Genomic DNA, 17663 nt, shown 5'->3' with positions numbered 1-17663 from the left:
AATTGCACCTCTCAGCACTTATTGGAATAAATCTATCTTTTTTTATTTGTCTCATTTTTTTCATGGATTCTCGAAATTTTCAAATAAACCGATCGTATATATATTGAATTTTTCATGTTTGCATTATGACATCATATTACTATTTAAGTTGACTGTTTCGTAATTATTTGTAGTTAGAGTGTGAAAAATGGTAACCGAAAATAATGATTTACTTCTTTTTTAATAATAAAAAGTGTGTTTTTTACATTTTTTTTCAGACAAAATGAAAAAAAAATTGATTCTTCTTATCATAATATTTATTCTGAAAATGGAATTTTTTTTTAACGCTGAATAACATTGCAATTAATTGTGAATTCATGTCTTATGAAATAAGTAAGTGTAATATTAATGATAACCTTATCATAATTTTTATACAATTGATATCATAAAAATTCGATATGTAATGTGTTGATAGGCAGTAGATAATGGATGATTTATTTTTTTTATTCAGATGAATTTTTATATTTGTAATGTTACCAAAATGTTAACGAACTAATGAATCAGAACTTTATCCATACCTATGTCTCTGTAGATTGTGTTGTCTTTGGATTTGACCATGAAAACCGGTTGAATATATTACTAGTACAACGCCATGTTGATGATGTACCGTTGGAAAAACAGATCAAACTTCCAGGAAGTTTAATTTTCAGTGATGAAGATGTGGACGATGCTGCGCAAAGAGTGCTTCATGAACTTACAGGGATAAAAAAAATGGTTCTCAAGCAGTTTAAATGCTTTGCCGATCCTATGAGAGCAAGCAATGCGCATGATATCAAATGGATGGACCAGGAATATAAACATCATATAGACAGGATTATTACAGTTGCCTACCTTTCCCTTTGTAAAATAGATCACAAGATCAACAGTACAAAATATGAAACCGTAGACTGGTATCCTGTTGATGAAGTTCCTTTACTGCCTTTTGATCATAACAAGATTATCAATGAATCTTTAATGGAGATCAGAAAATGGATTGAATCTGACTTCTCCATTATTTTTGAGCTGCTGCCAAAAAGATTCACTATAAGACAGCTCTATCAGCTCTATAGCGCTTTAAATGAAAAGAATATTGATATTAAGAATTTTCATAAAAAAATATCTTCATTCCCCTATATTGTTCCCTTGGATGAAATTCAAAAAGATGTATCACACCGTGCAGCAAGATATTACAGGTTTGATGCTAAGATTTACAAGAAAAACAATACAAAACTTATAAAATAATTCCTTTAAAAAATTATGTACTTACTAGGCTATGACATTGGCAGTTCTTCTGTGAAAGTGTGTCTCATAGAGGCATCCAGCGGAAAAGTGATTGCTTCTGAATTTTCTCCAAAAAAAGAAATGAAAATCACTGCTATAAATCCGGGATGGGCAGAACAAAATCCTGTTGACTGGTGGACCAATCTGAAATTGGCTCATGAAGCTGTTATGCATGAATCCGGAGTACATGCTGAAGATATTAAAGGAATCGGAATCACGTGGCAGATGCATGGTTTGATTCTGGTGGATAAGCATCAAAATCTTTTAAGACCATCCATTATCTGGTGTGACAGCCGCGCTGTGCCTTATGGTGAAAGAGCTTTTAAAACAATAGGAGAAGAAAAATGTCTCTCCCATCTGTTGAATTCACCAGGAAATTTTACAGCATCAAAGCTTGCCTGGGTAAAAGAAAACGAACCTGAAATCTTTGAAAAGATAGATAAAATAATGCTCCCCGGAGACTATATTGCCATGAGACTTTCAGGACAGATAGGGATGACTATTGAGGGATTATCAGAAGGAATTTTCTGGGATTTTAAAAATAACTGCATTTCAGAAGATATCCTTAACCACTATGGAATTCCCAAAAGTTTTTTCCCGGAAATTGTACCTACATTTGGTATTCAGGCTACAGTTTCTAGGGCAGCAGCTGAAGAATTAGGTTTGAAAGAAGGTACACCTATTTCATACAGAGCAGGAGATCAGCCCAACAATGCATTGTCTCTGAATGTCTTTAATCCTGGAGAAATTGCCTCTACAGCAGGCACTTCCGGAGTGGTATATGGTGTTTTGGACCAGCTGGAATATGATAAGTTATCAAGAGTAAATACTTTTGCCCATGTCAATTATACTCCGGAACAGATCAGACTGGGTGTTTTACTGTGTATCAATGGAACAGGTATTTTAAATTCCTGGCTGAAGCATAATTTCGCAACCTCTCTTTCTTCTTACGGTGATATGAATGATATGGCTTCACTTTCACCTATTGGTTCAAAAGGATTAAGTATAATTCCTTTCGGAAACGGTGCTGAAAGAGTGCTTGAAAATAAAGATACAAGCTGTTCTATCCATGGAATTAATTTTAATATACATTCTAAAGGAGATATTCTGCGTGCAGCACAGGAAGGTATTGTATTCTCCTACGAATACGGAATGGATATCATGAGAAATATCGGAATGAATATCCAGGTTATCAGAGCAGGAAATGCTAATATGTTTTTAAGTTCAATTTTTCGTCAGTCGCTATCCAGTGTCAGCAATGCGGTTATTGAACTTTATGATACCGATGGAGCAGTAGGAGCAGCAAGAGCAGCCGGGATGGGAATAGGATTTTATTCAGATTCCAGAGAAGCATTTTCTTCACTTGAAAAAATAGCGGTAATAGAGCCGGAACATGAAAAACAAGAACAATATTTAGAAGCCTATGCCAGATGGAAACATCATCTTAAAGAAATAATCTAGAACAATTACAACAGTTTTTTTATCCGCTTACTGACTTTTAAGAATCAGTGAGAAGGGTATCTCTACGCAAAAATTAAAAAACAAATTAAAAATAATCAAATAAATATGAATACTTTAACAGGTACAAAAGAGTTTTTTACAGGTATTGAAAAAATTAAGTTTGAAGGGAAGGAAAGCAGGAACCCGTTGGCATTCCGTTATTATGATGCTGAAAAGATCGTGATGGGAAAACCTATGAAAGACTGGACAAGATTTGCGATGGCATGGTGGCACACCTTATGTGCAAACGGAAGCGATCCATTCGGAGGACCTACAATCCATCACCCATGGGATATCGGAAATGATGCAGTAACAAGAGCAATGCATAAAATGGATGCAGGTTTTGAATTCATGTCCAAAATGGGCTTCAGCTATTACTGTTTCCATGATATCGATCTGGTAGACCCTGCCAGCAACTGGAAAGACTACGAGAAGAATATGCAGACTATTGTAGAGTATGCAAAACAAAAACAGCAGGAAACAGGAATTAAGCTTTTATGGGGAACAGCGAATGTTTTCACCCATGAAAGATACATGAACGGTGCCTCTACCAATCCAAATTTTGATGTTGTGGCATGTGCAGGAACTCAGGTGAAAAATTCAATAGATGCTACAATAGCACTAGGAGGTGAAAATTATGTTTTCTGGGGTGGAAGAGAAGGATATATGAGCCTTTTAAACACTGATATGAAGCGTGAAAAAGATCATCTGGCCCGTTTCCTTTCTATGTCAAGAGACTATGCACGCCAGCAAGGATTTAAAGGTACTTTCCTGATCGAACCAAAACCAATGGAGCCTACCAAGCATCAGTATGATTATGATTCTGAAACGGTAATCGGATTCCTTAGACACTACGGATTAGACAAAGATTTCAAACTGAATATTGAAGTAAATCACGCTACGTTGGCAGGGCACACGTTTGAACATGAGCTTCAGGTTGCAGTTGATGCCGGACTTTTAGGAAGTATTGATGCCAATAGAGGTGATTATCAGAATGGCTGGGATACGGATCAGTTCCCGATCGATTATTACGACATGGTTCAGGCATGGCTTGTACTGCTTCCGGCGGGAGGCTTGGGAACCGGAGGTGTAAACTTCGATGCCAAAATCAGAAGGAATTCTATTGATGCTGAAGATTTATTCATTTCTCACATTTCTGGAATGGATGTTTTTGCCAAAGGACTTCTTGCTGCTGCAGATATTCTTGAAAATTCAGATTACAAAAAGCTGAGAACAGACCGCTACGCTTCTTTTGATAACGGAAACGGAAAAGCATTTGAGGAAGGTACTCTTACATTGGAAGATCTTCAGAGAATTGCACACGAAATCGGCGAACCACAGCCAAAAAGCGGAAAACAGGAATTGTTTGAAGCTATCGTGAATATGCATATATAATAAAAAAATAAAAGGCTCATAAACACTAAGGATTTTATAAACTATAATTATTAAACAGCCTTTTATTCAACAACTAATACTAAAATAATAATTATGAACCGATTTTATTTCAATAAAAGCAATAGAGCAGCATTGTTTTTTGCAATGACTTTATTGCCTTCAGGCATAGCATATTCACAGGTTAAGAAAGATACAGTAGCTAAAGAAAATAAAATAGATGAAGTTGTTGTGATAGGATATGGAACCCAGAGAAAAGAAGCTGTGACAGGTTCTGTAGCCACTGTAAAAGGAGATGCACTGCGTGAAGTACCTTCTGCCAACATTACCCAGGCATTACAGGGAAGAACGGCAGGGGTAGATATCTCGCAAACCTCTACTAAACCGGGTGCTGCCATGCAGATCCGTATCAGGGGAACACGATCTCTGACAGGGGATAATAATCCGCTGATTGTATTGGATGGTATTCCTTTTGTGGGATCACTGGGAGATATAAGCTCAAGTGATATCAAAAGTATTGACATCCTGAAAGATGCTTCTGCCACAGCAATCTATGGATCCAGAGGGGCAAATGGTGTGATTCTCGTTACAACCAACAGAGGGGCAAAAGGGCAGAGACCTAAATTCAGTTACAACACCTTTACGGGAGTTCAGACCTTGTTTTCAAAATACCCGATGATGGATGGTCCTAAATTTGCGCAGTTGCGTGCTTATGCCATTCCAGCAGGAAATACAACACCTTTGTATTCCAACGGGGCAGATGAAAATAGCAGTGTTAATACAGACTGGCAAAGTTTGTATTATAAACCTGCCATGATGACCAGTCATGATATTGGCGTATCAGGAGGAACAGAAGGTGGAAATTATAATGTAGGCTTGTCATACTTCAAGCAAAATGCATTAATCCCTATTCAAAGTTATGAAAGATTTGCTCTTCGTATGGCGATTGATCAGCAGGTGGGATCTATCTTTAAGTTCGGTTTCACTACCAATACAAACTATTCCGTTTCTGAAGGAAATGGGGTAAACCCGGGAGCTGTTTTAGGGTATTCTCCTATTGCCAATCCTTACAATCCAGACGGAACTCCGAAAAGAGTAATGAGTACGGCAGGTGGTATCGATCAGACATGGATTTATACAAGGGGAAGCCTTGGGAATCTGGGAGATAAATATATCGACGAGACCAAGGCCTTTGCATCCTATAACAATCTTTATGGGGAAGCCAGCCTTCCAATCAAAGGATTGAAATACAGATTAAATGTAGGGTTGGATTACCGTACTTCAAACAGTGGGAATTACTCCGGTGTAGGAGTCTTTAATACAAATCCTTTAGGCCCGTCAGCTGCAGGAAGAGGGAATAACCAGACGTATCATTGGGTATTGGAAAACCTTTTAACATATGACCGTACATTTGGTAAGCATAAAGTAAATGCTGTAGCATTATATTCGGCAGAACAGAATAAGTATACAAGCTCATACATGAGTGCAAAGAATGTCCCTGCAGACTTTTTCCAGTATTACAACCTGGGACAGTCGCCTCAGGCTGATATCACCGTAAGACCTGAAGACCAAATTTATTGGAAAACCGGCCTTCTTTCAGCCATGGGAAGAATTATGTATACATATGATAATAAGTATATGCTAACGGCAACACTTCGTGCCGATGGATCTTCCAGACTGGCTCCGGGTAATAAATGGCATACCTATCCCGCATTATCATTAGGATGGAATGTTACCAACGAATCTTTCATGCAGAATATCAAGGTGATTAATCTCCTTAAATTCAGAGCCGGATGGGGACAGACTTCAAATCAGGCAGTAGATCCATATTCTACGATGGGAAGATTTAACGTCGCTCCTTATAACTACGGAAGTGCAGGAAGTACAGGTATCTATGGAAATCAGCCACCTAATCCAAGTCTTGGTTGGGAGTATTCAAAAACACAAAACTATGGAGTAGATTTCGGAATACTGAACAACCGCCTTACCGGAAGCGTGGAATATTACAAGACCCATACCTATGACCTGTTGACCCAGAAAAGTCTTCCGGCGACAAGCGGATGGTCATCCATTGTTTCCAATGTAGCGGAAACAGAAAATAAAGGGCTGGAAGTTTCTTTAAACGGAGTCATTTTTGATAACCCGGATGGGTTTACATGGGAAGCGGGAGTTAATTTCTATACCAATAAAAACAAAATTTTATCGCTTGCATCCGGAACAGAACGTGACGTAAATAACTTATGGTTTGTAGGTCACAATATTAATTCATTGTATGATTATCAATACATCGGTCTTTGGCAGGCTGGAGATCCTTATCAGAACATTCTTGAGCCGGGAACAGCTGCAGATGTTGTAGGATCTATCAAAGTTCTTTATACAGGAGGTTACAATGCTGACGGAACACCGGTAAGAGCAATTGGCCCGGACGACAGACAGATCTTTGATACCGCTCCGAAATTTCAGGGAGGATTCAATATGCGCTTTGCCTACAAGAATTTTGAACTGAGTACGGTAGGAGCTTTCCAGCAAGGAGGAATCCTGGTAAGTACTATTTATGGATCTGCAAGTTATCTTAACAGATTAACGGGAAGAGGGAATAACGTAGACGTAGATTACTGGACAGAAGATAATACCGGTGCTTATTTTCCGCGTCCGGGACGTCATTTGAGTGGTGATAATCCGAAGTATTCTTCTACTTTAGCGATGTTTGATGCTTCTTATCTTAAGCTTCGTACCATTACCCTAGGCTATAATGTCAATAAAGATTTTTTAAAGGATTTAAAAATCACCAGCTTAAGAATTTACTTCACAGTAACAAATCCTGTTGTATTATTTTCTCCTTATCATAAGTTCTCAGGAATGGATCCGGAGCCCAACTCTTTCGGAAATGAAAACCAGGCAGTAAGCGGATATCAAAACCGTCAGCTTGTCATAGGAACCAACAACCCTTCTACAAGAAATTACTTAATGGGACTTAACTTAACCTTTTAAAACTGTACTGTCATGATAAATTTTAACAAAAAACTGCTATTAGGAGCAATCTTTTTATCCTTAACATTTACAGGTTGTAATGAAATTCTTGATGAACAGCCAAGAGCAATATATACAGCTGATTATTTTAATACACCGGATGGAGTTAATCAGGGGTTTACAGCCTTATACAGACAGATGAGGTTACTGTATGGTAATGGCTACTTTATGAGCAATTGCCAGAACGGAACTGACGAGTCTACCTGGGCACAAAGTGCAGATGGTAACTTTAAAGAACTTGATATGTCCGGAAACGGTATTATCAATTCCAATACTTTTCCTACAAGTATGGTTTGGAATTCAGTGTTCCCATATATCAATACGGCCAATGGTATTATTGAAAAAGGACCAGGATTCGGAATTGCCGAATCTATGGTTTCTGAAGCCCGTTTCTTCCGGGGGTTTTATTATTTCATGCTGGTACAGACCTATGGAGGTGTTCCTCTGGATTTAGGTACAGGAGAATTAAAATATAACACTCTTCCGTCTACAACTTCTGCAAGAAATACCGTGCCGGAAGTATATACAAAAACTGTTTTTGCTGATCTTAAAAAAGCAATAGAAAATCTACCTGCCTCACCAAGAGTAACCGGAGGCGTGACCAAAAATGTAGCAAGATTGATGCTTGCCAAAGCTTATCTTACTTATGGATGGTGGCTGCAGAATCCAAACGGAATTCCAACTTATCCTGAAGTGACAAGAACAGATCCTGACGGACACAATGCTCAATGGTATTTTCAGCAGGCTTATGATATCGCGATGGAAGGAATCAATAATCCGGGACCCTATGCGCTTCAGCCTACTTTTTATGATGTCAATGTAGGTTCAAATGACAGAAATACTGAATCTATGCTCTATGCAGACCATACGCAGTCAAGTACATACTATAATGAAAGTGACCCTGTAGGATTTGGATCAGGCTGGGCACCGGATAATTTTGCAGCATGGATGCAGACCTGGAACTACACTGCTATCAAAAGCAGCAAAACAACAGCGTGGGCTGGGGCAGACGTCGTAAGTGGAGTACAGAGAGAAGCGGCACAGCCACTGGGACGTCCGTGGGTTCGTATGTGTCCTACCTTGGGAGTTATTAAAAATACTTTTGCAGATAAAACCAACGATTCCCGTTATGATGGGACTTTTGTAACCACTTACAGAGGAAACTGGAACAAAAACGGAACTGGGCTTACAACGGTTCCTGTACTTTATAACGCAAATAATCTGCCTGTACAGCCTGGAGGCGCTATTTTAAGCTTTCTGAATGATGACAGCCAGACTCCTTCTTATCCTACAGGAGCAGGACAAAGTGGTGTGGGAGCAGGTACTCTGTCAGGAAGAGCAGACTGGGTAATTGCACCAAACGGAATCAGCAGGATTGTGTACCCTGGCTTATGGAAAATAGGAACTTTCCGTACAGATGATCCGAACGGCTTAGGATATCCAAATGCCGGATTAACGCGTCCATTCAGTGTTGCCAAATTTTCAGAATTCTATTTTATCGCAGCAGAAGCAGCCGTAAAAGGAGCTTCAGGAGCTATGACAGCCAGAGACCTTATCAACGTCATTCGTGCCCGTGCCGGAAAATGGAAGTTCAGTAATGCCCAGAATACCGCTTATGTAGCAGATAACAGTGCAGCCATGACTACTGCCACACCATCTGTAATTACCATTGATTATATCCTTGCAGAAAGATCCCGCGAATATTATGGGGAATTCTACAGATGGTATGATCTTGTACGTACGCAGAAGTGGGGAGATTATGCGGCTACCTACCAGATTGGGGGAGCTTCTTATGGAGACCACAATCCGCAAACGGTTACAAGAACGATAAAGCCTTTTCATTATCTGAGACCTATTCCTCAGAACCAGATTGATGCTATGGAAGTATCTGCAGATATTAAGGCAAAATACCAGAATCCCGGATACAATTAATTTCATTCAACATTCATATCAGTAACAGAGTAGGTGTGAAAGCACCTGCTTTGTTTAACTGAATTAAACTAAAAAAAATATGGAAAAAACCTGGCGCTGGTTTGGCAAAAAAGACAAAATAAAACTCAATATGCTCCGTCAGATTGGAGTAGAAGGAATTGTTTCCGCACTGCATGATATCCCAAACGGAGAAATCTGGAATTCAGAGGCCATTATTGATTATAAAAACTATATAGAAAGCCACGCACTTCGCTGGTCTGTTGTGGAAAGCCTTCCCGTAAGTGAAGCGATCAAATACGGAGGTGAAGACCGTGACTCTTTAATAGAAAATTATATCATAAGCCTTGAAAATCTGGGTAAAGCAGGTATTACAACAGTTTGCTACAACTTTATGCCTGTTCTCGACTGGGCAAGAACCGATCTTTTTCACGAATGGGAAGACGGCTCTTCATCACTTTATTTTGACAAAGCCAAGTTTGCATACTTTGAAATTCATATTCTCAAAAGAGAAGGAGCAGAAAATGATTATAACCCACAGATCCTTCAAAAAGTAGAAGAATTAAAAAATACCTTAACGGAAAAAGATAACAATGATCTGATAGACTCAGTCATTGTAAAAACACAGGGATTTGTGAACGGAAATATCAAAGAAGGCGAATTGAATCCTGTGGAAAAGTTCAAAAGTTTATTGGCATTGTATGAGGGAATTGATAAAGATAAGCTTCGCCAGAACATGAAATATTTCCTTGAAAAAATAATGCCTGTCTGTGAAAAATGGAATATACAGATGTGTGTACATCCTGATGATCCCCCGTTTTCATTATTGGGCTTACCAAGAATAGTAACCAATGAAGAGGATATTGACTGGCTTCTGAAAGCTGTTGATAACCCTCACAACGGGTTAACGTTCTGTACAGGTTCTTTAAGTGCCAATCTTCAGAATGATGTTCCAAAACTGGCTGAGAAATTTGCCCACAGAACCAAATTCGTTCACCTGAGAAGTACAAATGTCTTTGAAAATGGTGATTTCATCGAGGCTCATCATCTGGGAGGAAGAGGAAAGCTCATAGAAGTAATCCGTGTATTTGAAAAGGAAAACCCTGATCTGCCTATGAGAATAGACCACGGAAGACTTCTGACAGAAGATGTTGACAAAGGGTATAATCCCGGCTATTCATTTTTAGGAAGAATGCTGGCATTGGGTCAGATAGAAGGAGTAATGGCTGCCGTTCAGTCAGAATTACAGAAAAATTAATCTGCGTTTGTAATAAATAAAAAGTAAAATGAAAGACCTGTTTATTATTAAAAACAAAGTCGCAGTCATCACAGGGGCTTCGGGCGTTTTAGGAGGCAGCCTTGCCAAAAGTTTTATAGAAGCCGGTGCCAAAGTTGTGGCTCTGGGAAGAAACCAGGAAACACTGGATGCCCGTGTAAAAGAGCTTACAGATTTGGGAGGTGATGCACTCGCTGTAGAAGCCAATGTGATGGATATTGAAAGCCTTGAAGCTGCTTCTGTGAAAATAAAAGAAAAGTATGGCAGCATTGATATTCTGCTCAATATAGCCGGTGGAAATATTCCTGCAGCCACTTTATCTCCTGAACAGTCATTTTTTGATATGGATATGAAGGGATGGACTGAGGTTACCGATCTCAATATCAACGGAACAGTTTATCCCAGCTATGTTTTCGGAAAAGCAATGGCTGAGCAGGGGAGCGGAAACATTATTAATATTTCTTCCATGGCTGCCTATTCAGCGATTACGAGAGTAGCCGGATATTCTGCAGCCAAATCGGCAATTACCAATTTTACCCAATGGCTGGCCTCTGATCTCGCATTGAAGTTCGGTGATAAATTACGCGTAAATGCCGTGGCACCAGGATTTTTCATTGGTGATCAGAACCGGGCAATTCTTTTGAATCCGGATGGAAGCTTAACGGAAAGAAGTAAAAAAGTAATGGCCAAAACACCAATGCAGAGATTTGGAGAAGTAGAAGAGCTGAACGGTGTTGTACAGTTTCTATGTTCGGATGCAGCAAGCTTCATTACAGGAGCCCTGATTCCCGTTGACGGAGGTTTCAGTGCATTTAGCGGAGTATAAAAAACTAATTTCTTCATATATAATAATTTGGACAGGACCTTAATGGTTTCATACAAGGTCCTGTTTTTAAAATGCTGGCTTTCATGAAGTCAGAACTAAAAGAGAATTAAAAATCCAGGATTGTAAAAATAAATAATGAGTAATTCCATTAAAAATAAAGAAGTCTTCGGAGAACTGTTTCTGCTTGAATCAGCAAAGGCAGAGAATCTCTATTTCGGATATGCCAAAGATATGCCCGTGATCGATTATCACAATCATCTTGAACCGGATGTTATTGCTGCTAATCAGAATTTCCGTTCTCCAACCGCTATCTGGCTGGATGGGGACCATTACAAATGGAGAGCCATGAGAAATTTTGGTATTGATGAACAGTTTATTTCAGGAAATGCTTCAGACCACGAAAAATTTATGAAATGGGCAGATGTGGTGCCTTATACCCTTCGTAACCCGCTATTTCACTGGACGCATCTGGAGCTCAAAAATCCTTTTGGAATCAGTGAATATTTATCATCCAATAATGCAGATACTTTATATCATCAGATGAATGAAAGTCTGCAGACATCCGGCTTTTTACCACAATCCATCATTCAGAATTTTAAGGTAGAAGCGTTGTGCACTACAGATGATCCTGCTGATGATCTGGTTCATCACAAGGCTTTAAAAAACAGTGGATTTAACACAGCTGTTCTTCCGGCTTTCCGCCCTGATAACTATATTAATATTATTAATTCTGAACAATATCTTTCAGGAATTAAAAAGCTTGAAAAAGTCTGCGGATTTTCAATCACATCAGCTTCCGACTTGTTGAATGCACTTCAGTCCAGAATCAACTATTTTGTGGAAGCAGGAGCAAAAGTGGCTGATCATGGCTTTGAATATTTTCCGGATACCACAAAATGGAATCATAGCCTTGAAAAAGAGTTTTCCGAATTTCTGAAGGGCAATCTCTCAACATTTTCCGATCCGGATGCATTATGCGGCTATTTGCTGAAAGAGCTTTGCAAAATGTATGCAGAAAAAGAATGGGTACAGCAGTTTCATGTGGGGGCAACCCGAAACAACAATTCAGAAATGTTCAGAAAAATAGGTGCCAATGCAGGATATGATGCCATTGGAGAACCCTATTATGCACAGAGACTGAGCGTTTTGCTGGATGCACTGAATTCAGAAGAAAAACTGGCCAAAACAATTATATACAATCTAAATCCGGCATTTAACGAAGTTCTTGCATCCCTTGCCGGAAACTTCAATGAAGGAGGAATCAGATCCAAAGTACAGTTCGGAGCAGCCTGGTGGTTTTTGGATCAGCTCGATGGAATGACGAAACAGATGAATACACTTTCAAATATCGGTCTGATCAGCACTTTTGTCGGGATGCTTACCGATTCACGAAGTCTGCTGTCATTCTCAAGACACGATTATTTCAGAAGGCTTGTATGCAATCTGTTCGGAAGTGAAATGGAAAGAGGTCTGCTGCCTGATGATGAAAAATGGGTAGGAAAGATCATTCAGGATATCTGTTATCACAATACAAAAAATTATTTTGAAATCTAATACTATGCAGGATTCGTCTAAGATACTATGTTTCGGGGAACTGCTTCTCCATTTTGCTCCGGATTCCGAAGGAAACTGGCTCCATGAGCAATCTCTGAAGATTTACCTGGGAGGTGCAGAATACAATGTTGCAGCAGCGCTTTCCCAATGGAAGAATTCTGTGAAACTATTATCAGCTTTACCGGAGAATTTTGTAGGAAACCAGCTGGAAATTCAACTTAAGCATAAAGGAATAGAGATCCTTGCAGAAAAAACTCAAGGGAGAATAGGAACATTTTATCTTTCCTCCGATGGCGATATGCAGAATGCTTCAGTGATTTATGATCGCTTTCCGTCTGTTTTTACCCAATCGGATTTTTACATGTTTACTGATGATGAGATATTTTCAGAGGTAAAATGGCTGCATATCAGTACCATCACACCGGCTTTGAGTGATAACGCATTTCGCAAATGTTTACAGATCATGAAAGAAGCCAGAACAAGAAATATTACGGTTTCTCTTGACCTGAATTACAGGGCGTTACTTTGGCAACACCAGACTCCTCACAAAATTAAAGAGCTGATGCCTTTTGTCAACGTTCTCATGGGAAATATCTGGTCTGTTGAGCAGTTCCTGGATATTCCCGTTGAGTACGAGCTTAACGGAAAATTCGATGATGAAAATCTTCTGAAACAGGCCGAAAAAACAGCTTTGGAAATCCGGAAACAATTCCCGGCTGTGGAAAAAATTGCAAATACCTTCCGCTTTACAAACGGCGAACAGGTCAATTATTTTGCCACCTTATTTACTGATGAGAAACTTTTGATTTCAGAAAAATATAATTCAGATAAAATTGAAGAAAGGGTAGGAAGTGGTGATTCTTTCATGGCGGCCTTAATTCATGGAATTTTAAAAGAAAATCCTGATCAGCAGATCCTTGAGGATGCGACAAAAGTTGCTTTTAAAAAGCTTTTCGTAAAAGGAGATACCATTGATGAAAGCATTAATATCGAAAAATTATGAGTGAAATACTACAAAAAATAAAAGACCAGAAAATCGTTCCGCTGTTTTACAACGAATCGTTTGAAGTCTCAAAAAATATCGTAAAAGCTTTATACGAAGCAGGAATCCGTGTGATAGAATATACCAACCGTGGCCATCAGGCACTGGAAAACTTCACCAAGCTGAAAGAAATTTCCCGTACAGAATTTTCTGATCTTCTGTTAGGAATCGGGACGGTGAAAAATATAAAAGAAATGGATGATTATGCAGGTGTAAAAGCAGATTTTATCATTACACCTGTCATCAGTGAAGCATTGGTAAAACATGCACTTGAAAGAAATATCCTTTTGATTCCGGGCTGTTTTACCCCTTCCGATATCAATATTGCCTATCAGAATGGGCTAATGCTGGTTAAAATATTCCCGGCTGATGCTTTAGGGAAGAACTATATCAAATCGGTACAGCCTGTTTTCCCCGGAATGAATTTCATGCCCACTGGAGGGATCAATGCAGAATTTGAAGATATCAGAGAATGGCTTAATGGTGGCGCTGTAGCGGCAGGATTGGGAAGCTCAATCATCGGAAAAGATGTTAATGGAGAAGAGCTGACTCTGAAGACAAAAAATTTATTACAACAACTTAATCATAACTAAATGCAGGCTCCTCACAACCGCAATATAAGATGGTGGATGCTGTCTCTCGTCTTTCTCGCCACTACGATCAATTATCTTGACCGTCAGGTAATGGGCTTGCTTAAACCTGTACTGGAAAAAGAATTCAGCTGGGACGAAAAAGATTACAGCTATATCGTCATGGCATTTACCACTACGTATGCTATTGGTTACATGGCCATGGGAAGATTTATAGACCGGGTAGGAACCAAAATCGGGTATGCGGTTTCCCTTATTGTATGGAGTCTCGCTTCTATAGGACATGGTTTTGTGAAAAGTACCATCGGATTTATCATTGCGAGAAGCACTTTGGGAATTAGTGAAGCAGGAAACTTTCCTGCTGCGATCAAATCTGTGGCTGAATGGTTTCCTAAAAAAGAAAGGGCGCTGGCAACAGGGATTTTCAATTCGGGAGCAACTGTGGGAGCCATTTTAGCACCGCTGCTTGTTCCATTCATTTTGGGACATTACGGTTGGAGACAGACTTTTGTGTGGATTGGTGCCTTAGGCATGGTTTGGATTATCCTTTGGTGGAAATTCTATGCCATACCCACAAAAACAAAAAATCTCAGCAAAGAAGAACTGCAATACATAAAAAGTGATCAGGATGAAAAAACAGAGGAAAAAAACAAAATTCCTTTATCAGAATTACTCAAATATAAAGTAACATGGTCATTTGCCATTGGTAAAATGTTAACCGATCCTATCTGGTATTTCTTCATGTTCTGGCTGCCTGCATATTTCTCGGATGTGTTCAAAATGGATTTAACAAAACCATCGCTTCCGTTGATTATCATTTACAGTGGAACTACGATCGGAAGTATTGGTGGAGGCTACCTTTCATCTCTTCTGATTAAAAAAGGCTGGGCCATCGGAAGAGCCAGAAGCATTACGATGTTATTGTTTGCCTTGATGGTAGTTCCGGTCATGTTCTCAAAATATGTAGACAATATGTGGGTAATTACCCTTATTATTGCCCTTGCAACAGCTGCACACCAGGGTTGGGGAGCCAACCTTATGACCACGGTCGGAGATCAGTTGCCTAACAATTATGTCAGTTCTGTCATTGGTTTTGGCGGAATGCTCGGCTCAGCGGCAGGAATCATTTTTCCGCTCTTTATCGGAATTGTTCTCGATACTTTTAAAAAATCAGGAAATATCAACGGAGGCTACAACATTATATTTTTCATTGCTGGAATATCCTATGTTACAGCCTGGGGATTGATTAAAATAATCAACCGGAAGAAAACCATTTAAAATATGTAACGATCGGTAAACGATTATAATGATAAAATATGAATTATCCTAGCTGAGTGTAATGCCTTTGCGAACCTCAAAAAGATAGTAGTTAAAAAACTTGCGGACTCAGCGTTAAAAAGAACAATAACACCTTTTCAAAAATATACATTTTAAAAACTATAAAAAAAGAATAATAATGAGACAGAATATAATGAATTTAGCTTTCTTCAGGAATAAAACGAATGTGCTGGCAGCAGCTGCTTTGCTCTCGGTGACTTCTATTTCTGCCCAGACATTCTCAGACTTTACTTACCGTGGAAACGATAAAATATATAATGACAATCCTCTTAAACCGGATGAGTTTTATTCTCCGATTTTACAGGGTTGTTATCCTGATCCCAGTATTACCAGAAAAGGTGAAGATTATTATCTTGTGAATTCTTCATTTTCAATGTTTCCGGGAGTCCCGATTTTTACTTCTAAAGATCTGGTGAACTGGAAACAGGTGGGACATGTTTTGGACAGACCTTCCCAGCTTAAGGTTGAAAAATCAGGCATTTCCCATGGAATTTATGCTCCGGACATCAAATACAATAAGCACAACGATACTTTTTATATGATTACTACCCAGTTTGCGGGTGGTATTGGAAATATGGTCGTAAAAACAAAAGATCCGTCAAAAGGATGGAGCGAAGTTCAAAAACTGAATTTTGAAGGTATTGATCCTGCAATTTTCTTTGATGATGACGGAAAAGCATATATCGTTCATAATGATGCTCCGCCACAAGGTACCGAGCAGTACAATGGTCATCGTGTTATTAAGATGTGGGACTATGACCTCGAAAAAGACCAGGTAGTTGCGGGCTCGGATAAGATTATTGTAAACGGTGGCGTGGATCTTTCCCAAAAACCCATTTGGATCGAAGGTCCCCATATTTACAAAAAGAACGGTAAATATTACCTGATGTGTGCCGAAGGAGGAACCGGAGGAAATCACAGTGAAGTTATTTTTATGTCCGATTCTCCGAAAGGACCTTACGTTCCGGCTGGAAACAACCCGATTTTGACACAGCGTTATTTCCCGAAAGACAGAAAGGAAAAAGTTGACTGGGCCGGTCATGCTGATCTGGTAGAAACACCGGATGGCCAATATTATGGAGTATTTCTGGCGATACGCCCGAATGAGAAGAACAGGGTCAACAAAGGCCGTGAAACATTTATCCTTCCGGTTGACTGGAGCGGAAAATACCCGGTTTTCCAAAACGGACTGGTTCCAATGAAACCAAAATTGAAATTACCAGCTGGAGTTCAGAATCAAAACGGACAAAACGGATTTTTTCCCAACGGAAACTTTACCTATACTGATAAACTGACTGATAAAAACCTTGACTACAGATGGATTGCCATGCGTGGACCTCGTGAAAGCTTTATTACGGTTACAAAAAATGGTGTGAAAGTAAACCCTTTTGAAACTAATATCAAGGCATTGGCTCCAGTTTCGGCACTGTTCCACAGATTGCAGCATGAATCATTTGAAACTTCTGTAACACTGGATTTTAAGCCAAAATCAGAAAAAGAACTGGCAGGAATTACCTGTTATCAAAGTGAAACATTCAATTATGTTTTCGGAATAACGAAAAAAGATAAAGATTTCTACATCGTATTGGAAAGAACAGAAAAAGGACAATCAAAGCTGATCGCCAGCGAGAAGATTTCATTATCCAAAACTGTTAAACTGCAGGTGGTTGCTGATAAAGATGAACATAGCTTTAATTATTCACTGGATGGTAAAAACTATAAAAATCTTGGAGGACCTGTTTCAGGAGATATTCTTTCTACGGACGTTGCAGGAGGCTTTACAGGAAGTTTGATTGGTTTGTACAGCACTTTATCTAATGATATTGTACCGAATTAAGTTAGTATTAGTAATGTCACACTGAGCTTGTGGAAGCGTTCCCTTTTAAA

At 39.1% G+C, this 17663-nt stretch carries 12 protein-coding genes; all 12 read left to right on the top strand.

Annotated elements, in window-relative coordinates:
- The first annotated feature begins 534 nt into the window (after window positions 1–534).
- Window positions 535–1260: an NUDIX hydrolase gene (locus ACLMCG_RS03175; protein WP_062669895.1), complete on the top strand. Its 726-nt coding sequence runs from the start codon at window positions 535–537 to the stop codon at window positions 1258–1260.
- 15 nt (window positions 1261–1275) lie between these two features.
- The gene (locus ACLMCG_RS03170) at window positions 1276–2760 is read left to right on the top strand and encodes a xylulokinase (protein ID WP_413958766.1); all 1485 of its coding nucleotides are present in this window, start codon (window positions 1276–1278) and stop codon (window positions 2758–2760) included.
- Window positions 2761–2865: 105 nt separating this feature from the next.
- Window positions 2866–4194: a xylose isomerase gene (gene xylA, locus ACLMCG_RS03165; RefSeq protein WP_413958765.1), complete on the top strand. Its 1329-nt coding sequence runs from the start codon at window positions 2866–2868 to the stop codon at window positions 4192–4194.
- A gap of 93 nt (window positions 4195–4287) precedes the next feature.
- On the top strand, window positions 4288–7182 hold the full coding sequence (locus ACLMCG_RS03160) for a SusC/RagA family TonB-linked outer membrane protein (protein WP_223598836.1): 2895 nt from the start codon (window positions 4288–4290) through the stop codon (window positions 7180–7182).
- 12 nt (window positions 7183–7194) lie between these two features.
- On the top strand, window positions 7195–9153 hold the full coding sequence (locus tag ACLMCG_RS03155) for a RagB/SusD family nutrient uptake outer membrane protein (protein ID WP_413958764.1): 1959 nt from the start codon (window positions 7195–7197) through the stop codon (window positions 9151–9153).
- A 79-nt stretch (window positions 9154–9232) separates the two neighbouring features.
- On the top strand, window positions 9233–10408 hold the full coding sequence (uxuA, locus tag ACLMCG_RS03150) for a mannonate dehydratase (RefSeq protein WP_413958763.1): 1176 nt from the start codon (window positions 9233–9235) through the stop codon (window positions 10406–10408).
- Between the two features lie 28 nt (window positions 10409–10436).
- Window positions 10437–11252 carry an SDR family oxidoreductase gene (locus ACLMCG_RS03145; RefSeq protein ID WP_413958762.1) on the top strand — a complete coding sequence of 272 codons (816 nt, stop codon included), beginning with the start codon at window positions 10437–10439 and terminating at the stop codon, window positions 11250–11252.
- 135 nt (window positions 11253–11387) lie between these two features.
- Window positions 11388–12806 (top strand): glucuronate isomerase, encoded by a 1419-nt coding sequence (gene uxaC, locus ACLMCG_RS03140; RefSeq protein WP_413958761.1) that lies wholly within the window; start codon window positions 11388–11390, stop codon window positions 12804–12806.
- Between the two features lie 4 nt (window positions 12807–12810).
- Complete coding sequence (locus ACLMCG_RS03135) at window positions 12811–13809, top strand: sugar kinase (RefSeq protein WP_414136858.1); 999 nt, start codon at window positions 12811–12813, stop codon at window positions 13807–13809.
- Entirely contained in the window at window positions 13806–14441 is a 636-nt protein-coding gene (locus tag ACLMCG_RS03130; protein ID WP_413958759.1) for a bifunctional 4-hydroxy-2-oxoglutarate aldolase/2-dehydro-3-deoxy-phosphogluconate aldolase, read from the top strand. The genes ACLMCG_RS03135 and ACLMCG_RS03130 overlap by 4 nt, the downstream gene beginning before the upstream one ends.
- A complete protein-coding gene (locus tag ACLMCG_RS03125; RefSeq protein ID WP_413958758.1) occupies window positions 14442–15716 on the top strand; it encodes an MFS transporter in 1275 nt (424 codons plus the stop codon).
- A 178-nt stretch (window positions 15717–15894) separates the two neighbouring features.
- Window positions 15895–17613, top strand: a complete 1719-nt coding sequence (locus tag ACLMCG_RS03120; RefSeq protein ID WP_413958757.1) for a glycoside hydrolase family 43 protein — start codon at window positions 15895–15897, stop codon at window positions 17611–17613.
- The last annotated feature ends 50 nt before the right edge of the window (window positions 17614–17663 follow it).

The organism is Chryseobacterium sp. S90, from assembly GCF_047444895.1.
In the GTDB taxonomy this organism is placed as follows: domain Bacteria; phylum Bacteroidota; class Bacteroidia; order Flavobacteriales; family Weeksellaceae; genus Chryseobacterium.
The sequence above is the reverse complement of the archived record's forward strand: the minus strand, read 5'-3'. Positions and strand labels throughout refer to the sequence as shown.